The sequence below is a fragment of the Psychrobacillus sp. genome (genome assembly GCF_032154225.1).
Taxonomy (GTDB): Bacteria; Bacillota; Bacilli; order Bacillales_A; family Planococcaceae; genus Psychrobacillus.
Map to the genome: position 1 here is coordinate 578972 of NZ_JALDYF010000001.1, position 18917 is coordinate 597888.

The following is an 18917-nucleotide window of genomic DNA, read 5'->3' on the forward strand; positions in this document are numbered from 1 at the left end:
CACCTTTACTTTGTTTCTGTATTTACAAATATTATTTAGCGTATAGACAAATATATGCTAATCTTATCTAAAAAATTTCAAGAAACAGTACCCGGCTTAGGAAGAATATGCAAACCATGTACAGCTATTTGTTGCAGCAACGGGAAGTTTATATTTTGTGGACAGTTCCTATTAATGCAAAAGTAATTTTTGACATCATGCACTCCCTCTATAAATTTTATAAAAACCAATGCTATGTAAATAGTTAACCATATTGGTAGTCATTGGGTCAAAAGAAAAAAACGATGCAAATGACAGATGTCACTTACATCGATTCTTTTTACAAATTGTCTATAAAGCTTACGATTTGGATAAGATTACCTTCAACTTCATAAACCAATACGAGCATGTAATAGCCTTTATCCTCAGAAGAAAGATCCAATGTAAACTTCGGTGGATTTTGTGCCAATTCACTTACATCAAATAGTATCTCTTTATTCGTTTGAGTATGTCTGACTCCTACTTGTTTAGGAATGACATGATTTCCATCTATCCATTTCACTTGATTATTAAATTCTACTATTGGCCCTTTAAGTTCTGGGTGCTCAATAATTTGAGGATTAGCAATGATATTTTGTAATTGCTGTAAGTCTTTTAAGGGAGAGAAATCCATTATTTCATTGCCAGAAAGATCTAATGTTACTAGATTTTTCGCATATTGTAAGCCTTCCAGTGATCTTGCTCTTCGTGATTCACTAGTTAAAGTTGTAAGATCAAGCATATCACCAAGTGTAATATCTCCCGTTACTCCTAATGTTTTCTTAATAGAATCACTTAAATACTTGTCTTGTATTGTAATTATTTGCTCAACGTCTATTTCAACTAATTCATTTTTAGTTTTATTTAATAGCGCTATTGCATTGTCTACATCGATTTGAGTAGATTCCTTATTTGCTAATACTTCTTTTGCTCTTTCTATAGCATTTTGTAATGCTTCAAAGCTTTCGGAAGTATATTGCTCTTTATCTATTACTTTCGCATCTTCTACTGCTTTTTCTAAATCAATTGTGAATACTCTTTCCGAATTTGCGTAATGTAGTTTCGCATCTCCCCATGTCGCATGGTCTGAACCATTTCCATTGCCACCATCTGTAACAACTAACTTAAGCTCTCTAGCACCGGCAATACTTACCTCAACAAATTTTTGAGGTTCTCTTGAATTCATTAATCCACTATCGAATTGTTTTTCACCATCAACAAATACTTGGAATATTACGGAACCAACAGTACCAAACATTTGTCTGTCTACACCTACAAATGAAGTGAAGTAATCCGAGTTTTTATCCGTTAAATCGTACACAATTGTGGAATTAGAATGCGCTCCTATACCTTTTTCATAGGTTACTTCTTGGTTCGATTCATCTGTTAATCGCAATGTTTTTGCGCTTATAGATATGTCTTTCAAAGGACCTGTATAACTGTTTTGAGTAGACTTCCAATCAAAGTTTGATAAATACTTATAATCTTCCATATTGACAACTGAAATCGTTCTCGTTTTTTGTGTTTCATTTCCATCGCTATCTGTTACAACGTACGTAAGCTCATATTTTCCTGCTCTATTAAAACTTACTTTTTCTGCTCCTATAACCTGTACTTCGGAAGTTAAATCTCCATCTTCCGCATCCATTGCAGAATAGTGACCGTTGATGTTAATAGGTTCCCCTACTTTGGTTGCGGCTGATTTAGGTATAGTCAATGTAGGACTGCTAGAATTTTCGACTAATTTAGCATCTGCCCATACAGTATGATCTGCTGTATTGCCATTATTTTTTGCATCCGTAGTTACAAGCTTCACTTCTTTAGCACCTGTTACAGGAACTTTTACGTATTCATGGTCCGTATTTGAATTAAATACCTTACTATCAAATTTCTTTTCTCCATCTATCCATACTTCAAAGGTTGCAGAGGATGCTTTTTCTTTCATAGCTTGGTCTATTCCAATATAACTTTCAAAGAAATCAAAGCCTTTTCCTTCGATATTATAAACTACTTCAGAGTTAGCATGTACTCCAATACCTTTCGAATAGGTTACATCAAGTGCTTGTCTTAACAATGTAATTGGTCCACCTGAAGGAGCTTTATCTTTCTTTAACTCACTCCAACCAACTTTTACTGATTGGGCATTCATATCTGAAATATAAACATAGTCACTTACTACCGTAACTTTCGTTTTTTTCGTTTCTTTTGCATCCGCATTCGTTATTTCATAAACAACTTCATATTCACCCTTATTCGTTACATCCACGTTAGAAGATTTAACTACTACATCTGGAGTAATATCATTCCCTCTATAATTGGTTGCTTTTACATAATCCATTGGGTCAAATTCTTGACGCAATTTTAATGTTAAAGATTCTTCAACAGATAATGCTGGCTTAAATGACTTAAATTCCACTGGCTTTAACGTATTCAACTTTTTATCATAGACAACCACTTGATATGTGTAGTTCCTACTTGTATCCACATCTTTATCTATAAAACTATTAGAAGAAGTAAACCCAACAATCTCGCCATTTCTAATTATTTCATAACCTAAAAAGTCTTCCTTATACTGCTTATCCATTGAGAAATTTAATGTATTGGTTTTATTTGTTGAATTCGAAACTAGACTAACACCAACCATAGCATTCTTATCTTCTATGCCTTTTCCAGTATATCCAACAACATAATCATTTAAATACCATATCTTATTCGTTGGCTTTGGATACTTACTCGTTTTTTCTCTTGTTTCTTCGTCCACTACAAAACCATGTCTTGCAAAATATTCGCTTAAATCTTGTTCTAATACTTCCGAAGAAAATTCCACTAAATATTGTTGTTTCGAGCTTTCTCCATTTGTAAGCTGTACATTTCTTTCTCTATACACTCTATTTAATTTCCCCCAGTATCCAGGGCTATATAATTCTAATTGCCAGTAAACAGCTAACTTTTCGAAAACACCTTGTGCATTATAATCTGTCAAATTTTCTTTTAGAACATTTTTATATACGTTCGCTTCATAAGGTATTCTCATATTTGTTTGATTATAATAAGTAGACATATATTGCGGCAGCATGTTGTTTGTTGTTTCACCATATAACCTAACATTTACATCCATTTTATGACCGATTTCATGTGTTAAGCCCCATGATGGTCCTCTCACTTCAAATGGAATTAGATGATTTGCGACAACATCATCTAACGTACCTATATGGCCCCCAGCAGCATACATATATGCATATGGCTGTGCGAGACGGACATTTTCTCTTATTAACTTTGGATCATGACTTTCACTACTTGCATCTAAACCATAATATCTAAATATTTCTTCCATATGAATATTGTAAGACTCTATTGTTTCTAATGGACTATATCCATCTTCTATATACGTTTTGTAAGCACCAGTTGCTGTACCTGTCCAGAAAATATGATCACTTACAAATTCGAATACGTCTAGCACTTCTCTATCTTCCACATTTGGGTGCTTCGTTACATCTTCATCAATCTTTCTCTTGTATTCTGTTAAAAATGATTTGAACTCTTCAACATTTGTATTTACAGTTGCGAATGGTATTTTTTCAACACCTTCAAATCTGATAGTTGGAGCGTTGCCTTGTTCTTCTGCCGTATATGGATTAATAATATAAATACTTCCACCAGGTGTTACAGCTTTTTTATACCAGCTATCTCTATTAATTTTAGGAACAGCAATCACATTTTTTCCAACAACTAAACTAACATCTTTTCTCCAACTTGACCATGCACCTTCTTGTTGTGCAAAAGATAGTTTAGGTAATGGTGCATTTGAATCTGCATCAACGTAAACTGTTATTTTATCTCCCGGTTGAGCTGCAAATCCGGTTGGTTGAAGATTGTTACCAAAACCAAATTTTAATTTTTGGTTTGCATGCTTTACCATATCCCCACGTTGTTCTGCTACAACTAAAGTACCTTCCGTTTCTACATCACCATTTACTATTAGTTTAGCTAAATCTACTATTTCTTTGAAATTAGATGCATAAAGTGGATGCGCTTTAGCTTCATTTTCTAAAGCATTTAACTTTTCTATGCTGTTATATTCATCGATAACTTTACTCATTGTACCGTCTGCAAATAAATTCCCAATTTTATCAGATACGACGTCTTCCTTATAAAAGGCTAATTCTGATACCGTTGCCCAGTTTTGGTTGGATTTTTTGAACTTAAATTTAACTCGCTTAAATTCGATAGGCTCAAACTTTGCCTCGACTAAACCAGCTATCATATTATGTTTTCCATTTGCTACAAGTTCATATGTATCGCCTTTTGAAGTTTTGGAAGCATATATTTCAAACTCCTCTGCAAAGCCTTTACGGTCAGACTCTCTCGCTCCATAAATGACCCTATTTAGCTTTACCGCTTCTTTAAACTCTACTTCAATTTCATTTATGAAATCCTTTGAGTTAGTTTTGTTTGTTTCCCAATATGTTTTTAGATTGCCATCAACAGCATTTCCTATTACAGCATTACTATAATGACCACCATTGTTTCGTATACTCTTAATATTTTCGAATCCCATTCTAAATAGCTTAGAATAATCTTCATTTGTATAATGATTGAATGATTTCGTTACTGCAATTGTAGACTCTAGCTTGCCTTCGATTATTAATTGTTTCGCGTTTGCAATATCTTCTTTAAATTGAGGATATAACAGATGTGTTTTAGCACCTTCTTCTAACGCTTCTAATTTCTCTAGTGTATTGAACTCATCACTCACTGTGCTGAACGTATTATCAACAAATAGCTTTTTCATCTGATCTTTAACTAAGTCTTCTTTGTAAAAACAAAATTCTGCCGCACTTGCCCAATTTTGATTTGCTTTTGTGAATACAAATTTTATCCGCTTGAATTCTGTTGGGGCAAATTGGATTTCTACTGTATCTCCTGTTGAACCTTTGTATTCTCCAGATGATACTAACTGAAACTCGCCTTCATCAGTTGTTGAGCTATGTATTTCAAACTCTTGTGCAAAGCCTTTCCCTTTCGCACTTGATTGCCTAGCTGCATATACGATTCTATTTAATAGCTCCGGCTCATTAAACTGAAATACAATTTCATTTTTAAACTCCGAGTTGTTTTCTCTCCCGGTCTCCCAATGTGTATTCATATTTCCATCTATTGCATTCTCAATAACCGAGCTGACATATTTCCCACCATTGTTCGTAATTGATTCTATTTTTGAACGTTCCACTTTAAATACTTGATTGTATGAATTTAAAATGTCTGCTTCAAGTGAATCAAATTTTGAAACCGTCGCCTTACTCGATTCGCTTACCTCATTCTCTACTGCTGTAGTTGCTTCATTTTGAAATTCTTGCGCTACTACATTAACCGAGCCACTCAAGATGCTCAAAAACAGAACAGCGGATGTAGCAATCGTCATAAACTTTGTCATCATTTTTCCTCCTAATGAATTTTTTACCAAAAATGCACACAAAAAAACTACCCCTCAGAGTAGCTTCGATTCATGTAGGTCTAAACCTCACATAAACAAAAAGTAGCATTGCACTCTTTGGCAACTGGCTGACTTAGTGATACACCTTAGTCCCTTTAGCTTTGCGTCCCTATATTTCTATAGGTTTGCCTATTTAATTTTCTTATTTTTAAATACTATCACAATATAATGTAGATACACATGGATCATTTATATCATGTTAAAAATAGGTAATTTTCATCTAAACTTCACCAACTTATCCACACAATACATACCTTTTGTACTTTTCTTTTCTAAAATCTTACCTTTACTACAAGGTGAGACACATATTCAACGAGCGAATGGGAATTATAAAGCTGAACTGGGTGAACATATGATTCTATATAGACGCCTTTTCAAAAATTTGATAGGAGGTTCCACACATATGACAAATAATATGCAAAACCTAAGTCCAAGAAACGCATTTGTTCGTTTTGCATTGGGTTCTATGATGACTGCATATGGTACTGTACAGCTTATACGTGATCCAAAAAGCAGAAGAGGTCAAATGCTTATTTTGGTAGGCTCCATGAAGGTGGCAGAAGGAGCAACAAAGTTTTGCCCAAGAAAAGCAATGAGTTCATCCATGATGGATATGCAAAAGATGATGGCTAGTAACACCACTCAAGCTGCATCTGCTAGCACTGGAGCAGCAATGAATAGCGGGGCTAATTCAAACCAAAGTGATTCGAGTGGGAGTATCATGCAGATGGTCGGAAATGTAGCACAGGCCTTCACAGGTGCTGGTGCTGGTGCTGGTGCTGGACAAAATACTGCTGGCGGCAACACAAGCGGAACTACTGTCCAAACAATTAGCGACATCGCTCAAACTGTAGCACCACAAGTAGGGCAAATGATCAACGATGTAGCAGGTATGGTTGGAAATCAAAGTGCTACAGCTAGTACTAATAGTAATGCAAACACGAAAAAAGCTTCCAACAACACTAATGCAAATAGTGGAAATACAAAATCTAGCTCTGCAAATGGAAACAATAAATCGCAGCAATGACAAAAAAATAACCCATCTTTGAGCAATTAGCTCGATGGGTCATTTTTTTATTTGCTATTCTCGACATCTGTTTTATAAATCTCCAAATATTCTTCTAATGTTTGCCCGCTTGTATAAACTTCTGTTGCGATATCTTTTCCTAAATAGCGCAAATGCCATGGTTCGTACATATAGCCTGTAATATGTTCTTTTCCTTCTGGATATCGAACGATAAATCCAAAGTGATGAGCATTTTGAGCTATCCAAGTTCCCGCTGGTGTCTTACCAAAGTTTTGACTAACCCACTGCTTTTCTTTCCCTTTTTCTCCAACATCAAACGCTAATCCAGTTTGATGCTCGGATTGACCAGCTTTTGCACTAAATCTGCTCGCTTCCTTCGCACCATTATTTTTTACATATCGATCAAAGAGACCTTTTTGATAACTATAAGAACGATACGTACTAAAAGCGGTTAGATTATACCCTTCTACTTTCGCCTTTTTTTCCATCTTCTCAAATTCACTTCGAGCTTCGGCATTTTCTCCAGGAGCATATGTAGATGGAAGGTGGTACTCTTTGTTTACAATAAGTACGCCATTTATATATGTCGGTTTGACTTCCTCAACTGGTTGTCCTTGTCTTAGATAGGCCATCGACATCCAACCAGTTTTTTTATTGATAGTTCCGTAACCCCATGTGGAGTTGCCAACCTTTTTCGTTTTGCTAATTGTTATCGTGGATCCTTTTTTAGCGATAGTTAGAACCTTTCCATTTGCCCCTGCTGTAGCACGTACGTTTACGTCCGTCGTAGTAAAGTAAGTAACCGAAGCCGCTTCTGTAGTTGGGGCTAATACAAATAGCACCATTCCAATGCTCATTATTATCTTTAAGACCATTTTGTTCATTTATAATTCTCCTAAGCAAAGTTCTAATGTAAGAGAGTTCTTCTTTTGACATCAGAAGATTCAATCTAATTAATAATGTTAACCGAGTTTCGTATTTCGTTCAACCTGCTAAAATTTTTTTCCAACTGAACCATCCGATTAGACCGATTTCTCTACAAACTCCAACAAAGCTTCCTCTACCAAAGGTCGGCTGAAATAATAGCCTTGTATGCTATCGACATTCATTTCTTGAAGGATTTGGAGTTGTGCTTCTTCTTCGACGCCTTCTGCAACGATTTGGAATCCGAGGCTATGTCCTAATGTAATGATTGTTTTCAAGATGGCTTGTACGATTTTATCATTTTCTATTTGCTGGATGAAAGAACGATCGACCTTGACACGGTCGATTGGCATCAAACGCAAGTAATTCAAAGAGGAATAGCCTGTGCCGAAGTCATCTAAAGCTATTCGAATACCCATGTTTTTTAGTACGATCAGTTTTTCTATTGTTTCTTCTTGATGATCTATAATAACAGATTCTGTTATTTCCATTTCAAGCAATGAAGGATCAACTTCATAGAATGCTATTTTCTGTTGTAGCTTCTCTACAAAATCTGCTTCACGTAATTGAAGCGAGCTAACATTCATCGCAACATATTGCATGTTTAAATTTTCATTCGTAATGCGTTTTGCTAGTTGCAAGCAAGCGTCGATAACCCAGTCTCCAATGGCAATAATTTGACCGGTGCATTCTGATAGAGATATAAAGTCTTCTGGAGAAATCATCCCTAGTTCAGGGTGATTCCACCTAATTAGAGCCTCTGCACTTGTCATCTTCCCGCTTTTCACATCCAACTGCGGCTGATAATGAAGGGAAAATTCATTATTCGAAAGTGCTTTTCGGATACCATCTTTCATTTTTAGCTCTTTTTCCATATGCTTTTTCATTTCATTATTAAAGAAAGAAATGCAATTGCGTCCATTTTCTTTTGCCTGATATAGTGCTGTATCTGCATTTATAAGTAAATCTTCTTTTGTTTGTGCATCCGTCGGATAAATGGACACACCAATAGAACTAGTAATAAAGAGCTGCTCCTCAAATAATATATATGGACTTGCGAATGATTCGTAAATTTGTTGTAAGGAGGCATGGATAAAATGTAACTCTTCTTTACGTGCACGAATGATCATAACAAACTCGTCGCCACCAAAACGGGCAAAAAAACTATTCTTTGGCAACAATTCACCCATTCGTCTACCAACTTCAATAAGCAATTGGTCTCCAAATGCATGCCCCTTCGAATCATTTACATGCTTAAATTGATCCAAATCGAAAAAGATGACTGCCATTAATTCTTCGATAACATCCATTTCACTAATCCATTTTTCAAGCATCTTTTCAAGCGAATTACGATTTGCCAATCCCGTTAGGGAATCATGACTTGCTTGAAAATCAAGTTCTTCTATTTGATTTTTTATTTGCTGCGCCATTTGCTCAACTGCTCGTGCAATTTTCCCAACTTCATCTTTGCGATCAATACCAATTTTCACATCGAGATTTCCATGTTTTATCTTATTTATTTGACGGACAATAAACGGAATATCTTTCAATAAATAATGCAACACAAATGATAAAATGGACAATAAAACAACAATCGCAATAAACCAGGTTACTTGAATTGATTTTTCATATATTGTCAGGGGCTTTAAAACAACCTCTTCCGGGATATACGTTACAATTTTCCAGCCTAGTTCATCTAATTGTCGGATAGAGGCATAGTACGTTACTTTATCTTTATTCACCTTGAATACTTCCGTATTCTCTAGATTTATCCCTTGAAAGTTTTTCCACATGTTCTCTGAATCGTATAAACTATCCCCTTTATCTGAAACTAAAATTAACTTTTGGCCATTTGTTTCGAAAGGTTTTAAAAGATTTCCTATATTTTCTATGTGAAGATACATTCCTAAATAGCCTAGTCTTTTCTCATCTACTATGACTGGATGGGAAACACTTACTGTCATTTCTTTCGTTATGTAGTCTGTGTAGAGAGAGGAAAATAAAAGTCCTTCTGTTTTGGACTCTTGCGCTTGCTTATACCAAAGACGACCTTGGATATGATAGGAATTATCCGAAATATAATCATTATTTGCAATGAAATAACTGTTTTTTTCATGGGCAAGCCAAATCGTTTGAACGTCTTCATTATTTTTCTTTATATGCATTAATGCTTGTTGAACCCATTCATAGTCTTTATCTGAGTGGACGTTTTCTCTTGTTACATTTTTGGACATAAAGCTTTGGATTACTGGAATAGATGAAAACTGACGAATAATCTCTCCTTTTTGCTCGAAAACGGAAGCAACCGCATTTCTTACTTTTTCATTTTTTAAAGTTAATTTTTGCTCGACTTGATCGAGTAATATATTTTTTGTCAAGGAATGAGAGTAAAAAGCAATCATTAACATAATCGTTAAGACTACGAGAAACATCGCTACGACGACTTTTCCATTTATACCGATTTTCATCTTTTGTAGGCGGTGGCTTCTCATAGTCTCTCCTCAGTCCTCTATAATAGTCTCTCTACTTATATTCTCATCACATTGACCTTTTTCCTCTTTTTCCGACAAGTTTTCCAAAAAATATTCTTTTCTGTCACATCTTGATAAAAAAGATGCTTCCCCCGGGTACAGGAAAAGCATCTTTTTGGTTAGAATGGTGCATGTCACAAAGAACGTTTTACAAACTCTACCAACGCTTTCTCATCCAACGGTCTACTATAGTAATAGCCTTGTACGCTATCGACATTCATTTCTCGAAGGATTTGAAGTTGCGCTTCTTCTTCGACACCTTCTGCAACAATTTGGAATCCGAGGCTATGCCCTAATGTAACAATTGTTTTCAAGATACCTTGTACGATTTTGTCATTTTCTATTTGTTGGATGAAAGAGCGATCGACTTTGACACGATCAATCGGCATTAAGCGCAAATAATTCAAAGAGGAATAACCTGTACCAAAGTCATCCAACGCAATTTTGATGCCCATTTTTTTTAATGCAAGTAGTTTTTCGATCGTTTCCTCTTGATGATCCATAATAACAGATTCTGTTATTTCAATTTCCAGCAAGGAAGCTTCCACATCGTAGGAAGTAATTTTCCTTTGGAGCTTTTCAACAAAATCAACTTCACGTAATTGAAGAGAACTTACATTAATGGCTATATGTTTAATATTTAGCTTTTCGTTTGCAATGCGTTTCGCTAGCTGCAAACTAGCATCAATAACCCAATCGCCAATGGCAATAATTTGGCCGGTACTCTCCGATAAAGGAATGAAGTCCGCTGGAGAAATCATCCCTAGCTCAGGATGTTTCCACCTGATTAATGCCTCTACTCCCTCTACTTCCCCACTGTTCATATCCAGCTGTGGCTGAAAATGAAGGAAAAACTCTTCATTCAAAAGTGCTTTTCGCATACCGCCTTTTAATTTTAGTACCTTTTCAATCTGCTCTTTCATTTCATTAGTAAAGAAAGCAATGCAATTACGCCCTTTTTCTTTTGCTTGATACAGGGCAGTATCCGCATGTATAAGCAATTCGTCTTTCGTTTGTGCATCAATAGGATAGACAGAAACACCGATCGAAGTTGTTATATAAACTTGCTCCTCAAATAATAAGAATGGATTTAAAAATGATTCGTGAATTTGCTCTATAGATGAATGAACTTCATGTAATGCTTCTTTTTTAGAACGAATGATTAAAATAAATTCATCGCCACCGAAGCGACCAAAAAAACTATCTTTTGGTCGTTGGTCATTGATCCGCTCACCAACTTGAATGAGTAATTTATCCCCATATGCATGCCCTTTTGAATCATTCACATGCTTAAATTGGTCCAAATCTAGGAAGATAACGGTCATAATTTCATTAGCGACATTTATTTCTTCCATCCATTTTTGTAATGTTTTTTCTAATGAATTACGATTCGCTAAACTAGTCAATGTGTCATGTTTTGCTTGATAATTCAATTCATCCATTTGATTTTTTATTTGCATAGCCATCTGTTCAACAGCCTGAGCAATTTCACCGACTTCATCTTTCCGATTAATACCAATTTCCACACTAAGATCTCCATGCTTTATTTTATTTATTTGACGGACTATGAAAGGAATATCTTTCAATAAATAATGCAAGACTAGTGATAGAGCTGTCAGTAATACAATGATAGCAATTAACCAAGACACACGTGTTGATTTTTCAAAATCAGCAAGTGGGGCTGTAACTACTTCTTCCGGTACATACACACCTATTTTCCAACCGAGGTTATCTAATTGCCTAACAGAGGCATAATAAGTTCTCTTATCTTTTCGAAGCTTCCATACTTCCTTTTCTTTTAGCGAAGCATTTTGAAATGCTGTCCACATATTTTCTGGGTCATATAGAATATCTCCTTGATTCGAAACTAAAATCAACTTTTGTCCATCCGTTTCGAATGGTTTTAACAATTCTGTAAGATTATCTAAGTGAATATCCACACCTAAATAGCCTAATTTCTTATTCTCTACGATGACCGGTTGCGTTATACTAATCGTCAATTGATTTGAAGCATAGTCAATATAAGGTGGCGAAAATGAAGGAATGTCACTTTTTAATGCTTTTTTATACCAAGAACGTTCTCGGATATCATATAACTCATCCGATACAAAATCATGGTCTGCAACAAAATAACTATTTTCTACATTAGCTAACCAAACCAATTGAACGTTTTCATTATTGTCCTTCGCATTATTCAACGCTGTTTGAATCCAATCATAATCCTCATTAGCTCGAACATTTTCTCTTTTTTCATTAGCAAGCATAAAGCTTTCAATTACCGGAATGGATGCAAGCTGATGAACAATTTCTCCTTTTTGCTTAAATGTAGAGGAAACAGTTGTCTTTACATTCTCATTTTTTACAGAAAGCTCTCGTTCGGCTTGTTCAATTAATATATTTTTTGTCATAGAATAGGAGTAGAAAGCAATCATCAACATAGTAGACAACACTACAAGAAACATTGAAATAACAACTTTACCATTAATCCCTATTTTAAATTTATGTAACCAATGCCCCTTCATTGACTTCCCTCCCCTCTTTTTTATTCGACAAAAACACGAAAAAATTTACTATTATCAGAAAATAACGATATAAAAGAAAGTCAACCATATGCAAAATACAGTTGACTTCCTCTTTTGTTTTGTTCAAAACAAACAAAGTGTTTACACTTTGAAAAATTCAATTTGGTTTTGTAAATCTTCGGCAAGATTCGCTAAAGATTCTGCTGCTGCTGCCACTTCTTCCATAGATGCCAATTGTTCTTCCGTAGATGCTGCAACATTCTGTGTACCATATGCTGCTTCTTCTGCTATCCCTGCTAGCATTTCTTCTGACTCTAGCACTTGGTTAACTCCAACTGTAATTTGTTGAGCTGCGGCAGAAACCCCTTGTAACTGGCTTGCAACACCGTCTACTGAAATACGAATTTGAGCAAATGATTCGCTGGCTTTGTTCACTATTTCAATTCCACTCGTTACTTCACTTGTTGTTTGTTCCATTGACTGTACAGCTACTTGCGTTTCATTTTGAATTAAAGCAATCATTTCCGCAATTCGTTGAGCGGATCCAGCTGATTGTTCCGCTAATTTTCGAACCTCATCTGCAACAACTGCAAACCCTTTTCCATGCTCTCCTGCTCTTGCAGACTCAATCGCCGCATTTAGTGCTAATAGGTTTGTTTGCGTTGCAATATTTGTAATTTCTTCGATAATATTACCAATGTCTCGAGATTGTGCACCTAATCCTTCTACCACTTTTGATAGTTGTGAAACTGTCACATTAATCGAGCTCATTTGTTGGATCGTAGTTTGAATAGCTTCATTTCCTTCTAATGCCTTATGAGACGTTTCAATTGCATTTCCAGAAATTTCATGTGTATTCGAAGCGATTAAACGAATGCTTGTCGCCATTTCTTCTACAATTCTTTTACTCTCTCTTGTTCCTTCTACTTGACGCTCTGCTCCATGTGCTACGTCTTGAATCGTATTTGCAATTTCTCCACTTGCCTTCTTCGATTCTTCTGCACTTGCTGTCAATTCTTCTGAAGAGGCAGCTACTTGTTCAGACGTATTATTTACACGCTGCATTAATTCTCGCATTCTCGCTAGCATACTATTGAAAGATGTTGTTAAAATACCGATTTCATCTTTTGAACGGTATGTTCCTTCAACCGTTAAATCACCATTTTCAGCTCGTACCATTAGCTCTTGGATTCCTTTTAAAGGATTTGTAATCATACGTGTAATGCCAATTCCCATTGAAATCTTTAAGACTAAAGCAAGTCCAATAACGACCAAAACAATGAGATTACTAGTTTTAACACTACTTGTAATACTATTATCTAAATCATCAGCATACGTCTCTAGGTACACTCCGATTTGCTGTAGCAATGCATTAGAAGTTTCTAGCTTCACTTTAAGCACTTCCTGATATTTCGTATACCCTAAATCACTATTTCCCGCCATTGCAAGTGCTATAACACTTCGTAATTCTTCCACATAAGATGTGTAGTCTTTTTTAAATTGATTTATTCTCTCTTTTTCTTCATCTGACAACAAACTATCTTCTAAACTAACTACCAACCCTTTTGTTTCTTCTATTCGCTCATTAACTTGTTTTTCTAACGCTTGTATCTCCGTAGTATTAGTTGCTAATAACATTTCCAATGTAAATCCATCAATTGTACGGTTATTCGTTCGGATTTGAGCTTGCCATTTTAAAGGTAATAATGCATCTTGATACATTTGTTCCGAGTTTTCCTTCATTTTATTCATGAAATAAAACCCTGTTCCGCCTATAATTAGAAAAATAGCAATTGAAACAGTTATTAATGTAAACATTTTTCTACCTATTTTAAAATTCCGCAAACTCATCTTCCCCTCTTCATATAAAATATTAGTATAAGTTCATCATAACATCTTTTCACCTACATATATTGAAATTTCGACAAAAAAAGCACTAAATCTATAGTTTATACTAAGACTTAGTGCTCTCTATATTACTCTTTCTTTCTATGCCAAGGAGTTCCTAATAATGGAAGTGCCCATCGGTCGAGTCCGTACCATCCAGCAACTTTCCAAGCTAGTACTAACCAAGTTGCTAAAATAAATAAAATTGGGTTTGTACTAAGTGTTCCAGCAAATAAGAAACTGACATTCATAAATGCACCGAAAAAAGCGGCGATTCCTGTCAATAAACCAAAAATGAGACCTAATCCTACTAAAATTTCGCCATACGCAACGACGAAAGAAAATAACTTCGCATTTGGAAGCACATTATTTTCCAAAAAAGTAGCGTACCATCCAGCTACATCTGCTGTGTCTTGCGATTTTGCAAGAGCCCCTTTTACAAAACCTTCGAGAGCTGCTCCAGCATTATCTCCTGTCCATGCATCACTTTGTACTTTTCCCCATCCAGCTGTAAGCCAAGAATATCCAACATACACACGAATAAATAACCAAATAATTGCAGAACGAGTATTACTAAACAAAAAGCTTGAAACTGGGTTTTCAGGAATAAAAATATTATTTTTACTATTCATCTTAAACACTCCTTTTAACCACATTATATATCCAACTATGACAATTTTCTACCTAATTATTTACTATATTACAAATTTCCTAGGAAACTCGTTCTTATTCATCGTCACTTCCCATTATCTTCATCCGTTTGAAAATCCTGCTCGAGTCGTTTAACGAATTCTTCTGCAGCACTATACCCTTGTTGCTTTAAATACCAATTATTTGCGGCAGCTTCGATTAAACCAGCAACATCTCGACCTGGCTGTAATTGAATTTGAATATGTGGGATTTGCACCCCCATATATTCGGTAAACTTACTTTCTAGCTCTAACTCATTATTTAATGCATTATGCTCCCATTTCGTCAATTCAATATCAAGTGCAATACGCGTTTCTTCTTGAAAAGCAGCCCTTCCATATAAACGCACAACATTCATTAAACCGATACTTCGCAGTGCAAGAAACTCTTTGTTTTTTTCATTATGTGATCCGAGAAGCGTTTGCGGGCTTAGCTTTTTCAACACAACAATATCATCTGCTACTAGACGATGACCTCGCCCTATTAATGTATGTGCCGTTTCACTTTTCCCAACACCGGATTTCCCGCGTAGCAGTATGCCAATTCCAGACACATTTACACACACACCGTGAATAGCGATTTCCTGGGCCATTGCTTTTATCGCATATGCATCCAGCTTCGCACTTATTTCACTCGTCGAATCACGCGTGCGCAAAACGGGAATCTTTTCTTCCACACAATATTGAATAAGCCCAAGAGGCTCTGGCTGATTAGACGTAATGATAATACACGGTGGATCATATTGAACAATATTGCCAATTCGAAGTTTACATTCTTCGTCGCTTAAAGTGTGTAAATAATTTATTTCATTTTTCCCTAATATTTGTACATGTTCGTTTGCTATAAAATCAAATTTATCCATAAATTCTAATCCAGGGCGACGAACTTTCGATTTTTTTAATACTCGATATAAATGATCACTCCCTGTTAATACATCAAACGTGAATCTTTCTACAATATTATTCACTGTAATAATTTTCATATTATAATCTCTCTCTTCCTAATGACTTTAGTTAGTTCAAATGAACCGCAAATTACCCATATATAAAATACCTATAATTACTATAATTACATATACAGACCATATACCTAAGATGATTCAATACCAACAGTTTAAAGCGTTATTAATCATTTGTTTTACTAATATAATCATATTGATTGTATTTTTTATTATAGGAATATATAATTAGTTCCAATGGATTACGTAATATGAAGGGTGACTAAATTGTTTACAAATGAACACATAATAGAGCGTGACTTTTCATTTCGGAAAGATCGACTCTTGCATAATATAAAACGTGGTATGTATTTATCACAAATTTTCATGGTAATAATTTTACTCAGTTTAATAATGGTAGCAGGCACTACTTTATTCCCTAGACTAATAGTCGAAAAATTACTGCAATGCCTCGTTATTTACGGAGTTTACTTCTTTTTTAACATTGGCTATTATTTTGCTTTTAAACAAGCATTAAAAGTTAGTTCATTTAGCAAAGAACAACTAATTAAATGGGAACGTGCTATTTCTGTGTATATCCTCGTTACCATGCTTTGGGGAACTGTTATGACATTAATGAACCAAACAATTTTCTATCATTTAATTATTTTCACGTTTTGTTGTCTATTTTGTGCGTTTCTTTTTTTTACGGATAAAAAGCAAATCATTTTTCCAACGCTGCTTACTACAACTATTTTAATAATTGGACTACCATTTGTTCAGCAAGATGAAAAAGTATTATACATTCAACTTTTTCACATTGGGATGATTATATCCACTACGTTCATTTTATCTCATATTATAAACAAGATGTATTATAAATCATACATGACAACTTTACATCTAATGCAAGAAAATGAACAAAATGCAAAATTACGAGACCATCTATTAATACTAAACGAACAGCTTGATAAAGAAGTCTATTATGATGAACTAACTCAATTATACAATCGCCGTGGCTATAAAAAAGATTTAGCTCAATTATTTGATCAAGCAAATGGACAGCCGCTACAGCTTACACTTATGATGATAGACGTTGATTTTTTCAAGCAATACAATGATTGTTATGGTCATAAAATAGGAGATAAAGCACTGCAGACAATTGCACAAACTTTAGCTACGAATGCACATAAGTCTGGTTGTATTGTTGCACGCTGGGGAGGGGAGGAGTTTATCGCAGTCTGTGAGACAGAAAATGCTACTAGTGTACAAGATTTATGTCGCTATATTCAAACAGAAATCGAAAAACTTGCAATCCCTCACAAAAATTCCACAATATCTAACTTCTTAACAATTAGTATTGGTACGAGTACAAAAACTTGTACTTCTACAGATGATATAGATAGTATGATTTTAAATGCAGACGCTGCACTGTATCAAGTTAAAAACAGTAATCGAAATAACTTCGTCAATGCTTATTCTTAAAAGAAAGAACACTCACCATTCAACGGGTGAGCGTTCTTTCTTTTATAAATATTAGCTTGCTACTTTTTTGAAATAGCGATAAACTTTCTCTAACTTTTCCGTTTGCTTTCCATTTACATTTTCCATGTTTCCAAATTCAAAAAATTTTACCTTCTTAATTCCTACAAAACTAAACAAAGCCCTTTTCATTAACATTTTGTGTGCGTTATTTAACCAAAGAAGCAAATAATTAGTTGGTCCTTTCATGGTAGAAACACATACAACCGTCTTCCCTTTTAATAGACCGTCTGGAAGCAAGCCCTTCTTATCCTTGTAAGCAAAATTCGACGAAAATAATTGATCAATATATCCCATAAGCATTGCAGGTGGTCTTCCCCACCAAATCGGATAAACAAAAACAATTTTATCAGCCCAAGTAATTTGCTTTCGATATTTTTCCAATACAGGGTCTCTATGCATATCTCGTCTTCGTTTATGCTCATTAAATACAAGAAGAGGATCAAAAGCTTCTGCATATAAATCTACTACTTGTAATTCCTTTATATGTGGATTTTCATTGCTTCCTGCAATTACTTTTTGTAAAAATGCATAATTCAAGCTTTTATGATTTGGATATGTGTAAACAACTAACGTTTTCATACATCGAACCCCTTTTACTTATCATTTGATAACTAAATACTACCACCACACACTTTTAGTTGTCAAATGATAATTGTTTTTTGATAACACTTTTGATATGTTAAGAAAAAGGGGGGCAGAATTATGGACAATAAAGATCTTTTTAATAAATGTATAGCGTTATTAACTTCTTCTCATCGTGTGACACAAGAATTAACACAGAACGTCAAATCAGATGCGATTACGCCAGTTCAATATAAAATTCTCGAGTATATAACTGTTAGTCAACCTGTTAGCCCTAGTGAAATTAGCGAATGTCAAAGCATTTCTATGCCAAATACAAGCCGTGAGTTAAAGAAACTAAGTGAGAAAAAATTAATCGAAAAACTAACTGATACGGAAGATCGCAGAAAACAATATATTCGACTTTCGAAAGAAGGCGAGATTATGATGAATGAGGCTTTTGCAGCCGTAGAATTACGTTTTCTCAATCGAATACAGCACGCCTCCAAGGAAGATCTAGAAGCTATTGATCGTGCCTTAGATTTACTTCAGACAAAATTATTTTATTAAGTTTCCGGCTCGCCCTTCGCTTCACATTGATTTATACGATGAACGGAAAAGATTTTAGAGTACGCTGGAAACTTCCACACCAAGTATAGTATTGCTTTTGGAAATAGAACAAGCAAGTAGTGTTCGACTATTTATTCTATCTTTCTCAAAAGATGCGACCTGTCGATACATAAAATGAACATGAGTACATTCTTTAAAACTAGCTGGATGA

11 protein-coding genes and 1 riboswitch are annotated in these 18917 nt (G+C 35.0%); of the genes, 3 read left to right on the forward strand and 8 right to left on the reverse strand.

The annotated features are described in order from the left end of the window. Nucleotides 1-319: 319 nt before the first annotated feature. Nucleotides 320-5452, reverse strand: coding sequence for an NPCBM/NEW2 domain-containing protein (locus RUH95_RS03020; protein WP_313891334.1), 5133 nt, complete (start codon nucleotides 5450-5452; stop codon nucleotides 320-322). A 116-nt stretch (nucleotides 5453-5568) separates the two neighbouring features. After that, nucleotides 5569-5652: riboswitch (cyclic di-GMP riboswitch) on the reverse strand. A 263-nt stretch (nucleotides 5653-5915) separates the two neighbouring features. Between RUH95_RS03020 and RUH95_RS03025 the strand changes: the two genes are divergently transcribed. Continuing rightward, nucleotides 5916-6539: a YgaP family membrane protein gene (locus tag RUH95_RS03025; protein WP_313891335.1), complete on the forward strand. Its 624-nt coding sequence runs from the start codon at nucleotides 5916-5918 to the stop codon at nucleotides 6537-6539. A 47-nt stretch (nucleotides 6540-6586) separates the two neighbouring features. Here the strand turns inward: RUH95_RS03025 and RUH95_RS03030 are convergent, their stop codons facing one another. The 6 genes from RUH95_RS03030 to hprK all read right to left on the reverse strand — a co-directional run bounded on the left by RUH95_RS03030 (nucleotide 6587) and on the right by hprK (nucleotide 16075). Next, entirely contained in the window at nucleotides 6587-7423 is an 837-nt protein-coding gene (locus tag RUH95_RS03030) for a D-alanyl-D-alanine carboxypeptidase family protein (protein WP_313891336.1), read from the reverse strand. A gap of 138 nt (nucleotides 7424-7561) precedes the next feature. Continuing rightward, nucleotides 7562-9955: a bifunctional diguanylate cyclase/phosphodiesterase gene (locus tag RUH95_RS03035; protein WP_313891337.1), complete on the reverse strand. Its 2394-nt coding sequence runs from the start codon at nucleotides 9953-9955 to the stop codon at nucleotides 7562-7564. Between the two features lie 173 nt (nucleotides 9956-10128). Next, nucleotides 10129-12516, reverse strand: a complete 2388-nt coding sequence (locus RUH95_RS03040; RefSeq protein ID WP_313891338.1) for a bifunctional diguanylate cyclase/phosphodiesterase — start codon at nucleotides 12514-12516, stop codon at nucleotides 10129-10131. A 141-nt stretch (nucleotides 12517-12657) separates the two neighbouring features. After that, the gene (locus tag RUH95_RS03045; RefSeq protein WP_313891339.1) at nucleotides 12658-14361 is read right to left on the reverse strand and encodes a methyl-accepting chemotaxis protein; all 1704 of its coding nucleotides are present in this window, start codon (nucleotides 14359-14361) and stop codon (nucleotides 12658-12660) included. 131 nt (nucleotides 14362-14492) lie between these two features. Then, nucleotides 14493-15035, reverse strand: coding sequence for a DoxX family protein (locus tag RUH95_RS03050; RefSeq protein ID WP_313891340.1), 543 nt, complete (start codon nucleotides 15033-15035; stop codon nucleotides 14493-14495). Nucleotides 15036-15139: 104 nt separating this feature from the next. Then, on the reverse strand, nucleotides 15140-16075 hold the full coding sequence (hprK, locus tag RUH95_RS03055; RefSeq protein ID WP_313891341.1) for an HPr(Ser) kinase/phosphatase: 936 nt from the start codon (nucleotides 16073-16075) through the stop codon (nucleotides 15140-15142). 243 nt (nucleotides 16076-16318) lie between these two features. Between hprK and RUH95_RS03060 the strand changes: the two genes are divergently transcribed. Next, nucleotides 16319-17515 (forward strand): diguanylate cyclase, encoded by a 1197-nt coding sequence (locus RUH95_RS03060; RefSeq protein ID WP_313891342.1) that lies wholly within the window; start codon nucleotides 16319-16321, stop codon nucleotides 17513-17515. 51 nt (nucleotides 17516-17566) lie between these two features. On the opposite strand, the gene RUH95_RS03065 is transcribed toward RUH95_RS03060, so the two are convergent. Further along, a complete protein-coding gene (locus tag RUH95_RS03065; RefSeq protein ID WP_313891343.1) occupies nucleotides 17567-18154 on the reverse strand; it encodes an NAD(P)H-dependent oxidoreductase in 588 nt (195 codons plus the stop codon). 123 nt (nucleotides 18155-18277) lie between these two features. On the opposite strand from RUH95_RS03065, the gene RUH95_RS03070 reads away from it, so the two are divergent. Next, on the forward strand, nucleotides 18278-18706 hold the full coding sequence (locus tag RUH95_RS03070) for a MarR family winged helix-turn-helix transcriptional regulator (protein WP_313891344.1): 429 nt from the start codon (nucleotides 18278-18280) through the stop codon (nucleotides 18704-18706). The last annotated feature ends 211 nt before the right edge of the window (nucleotides 18707-18917 follow it).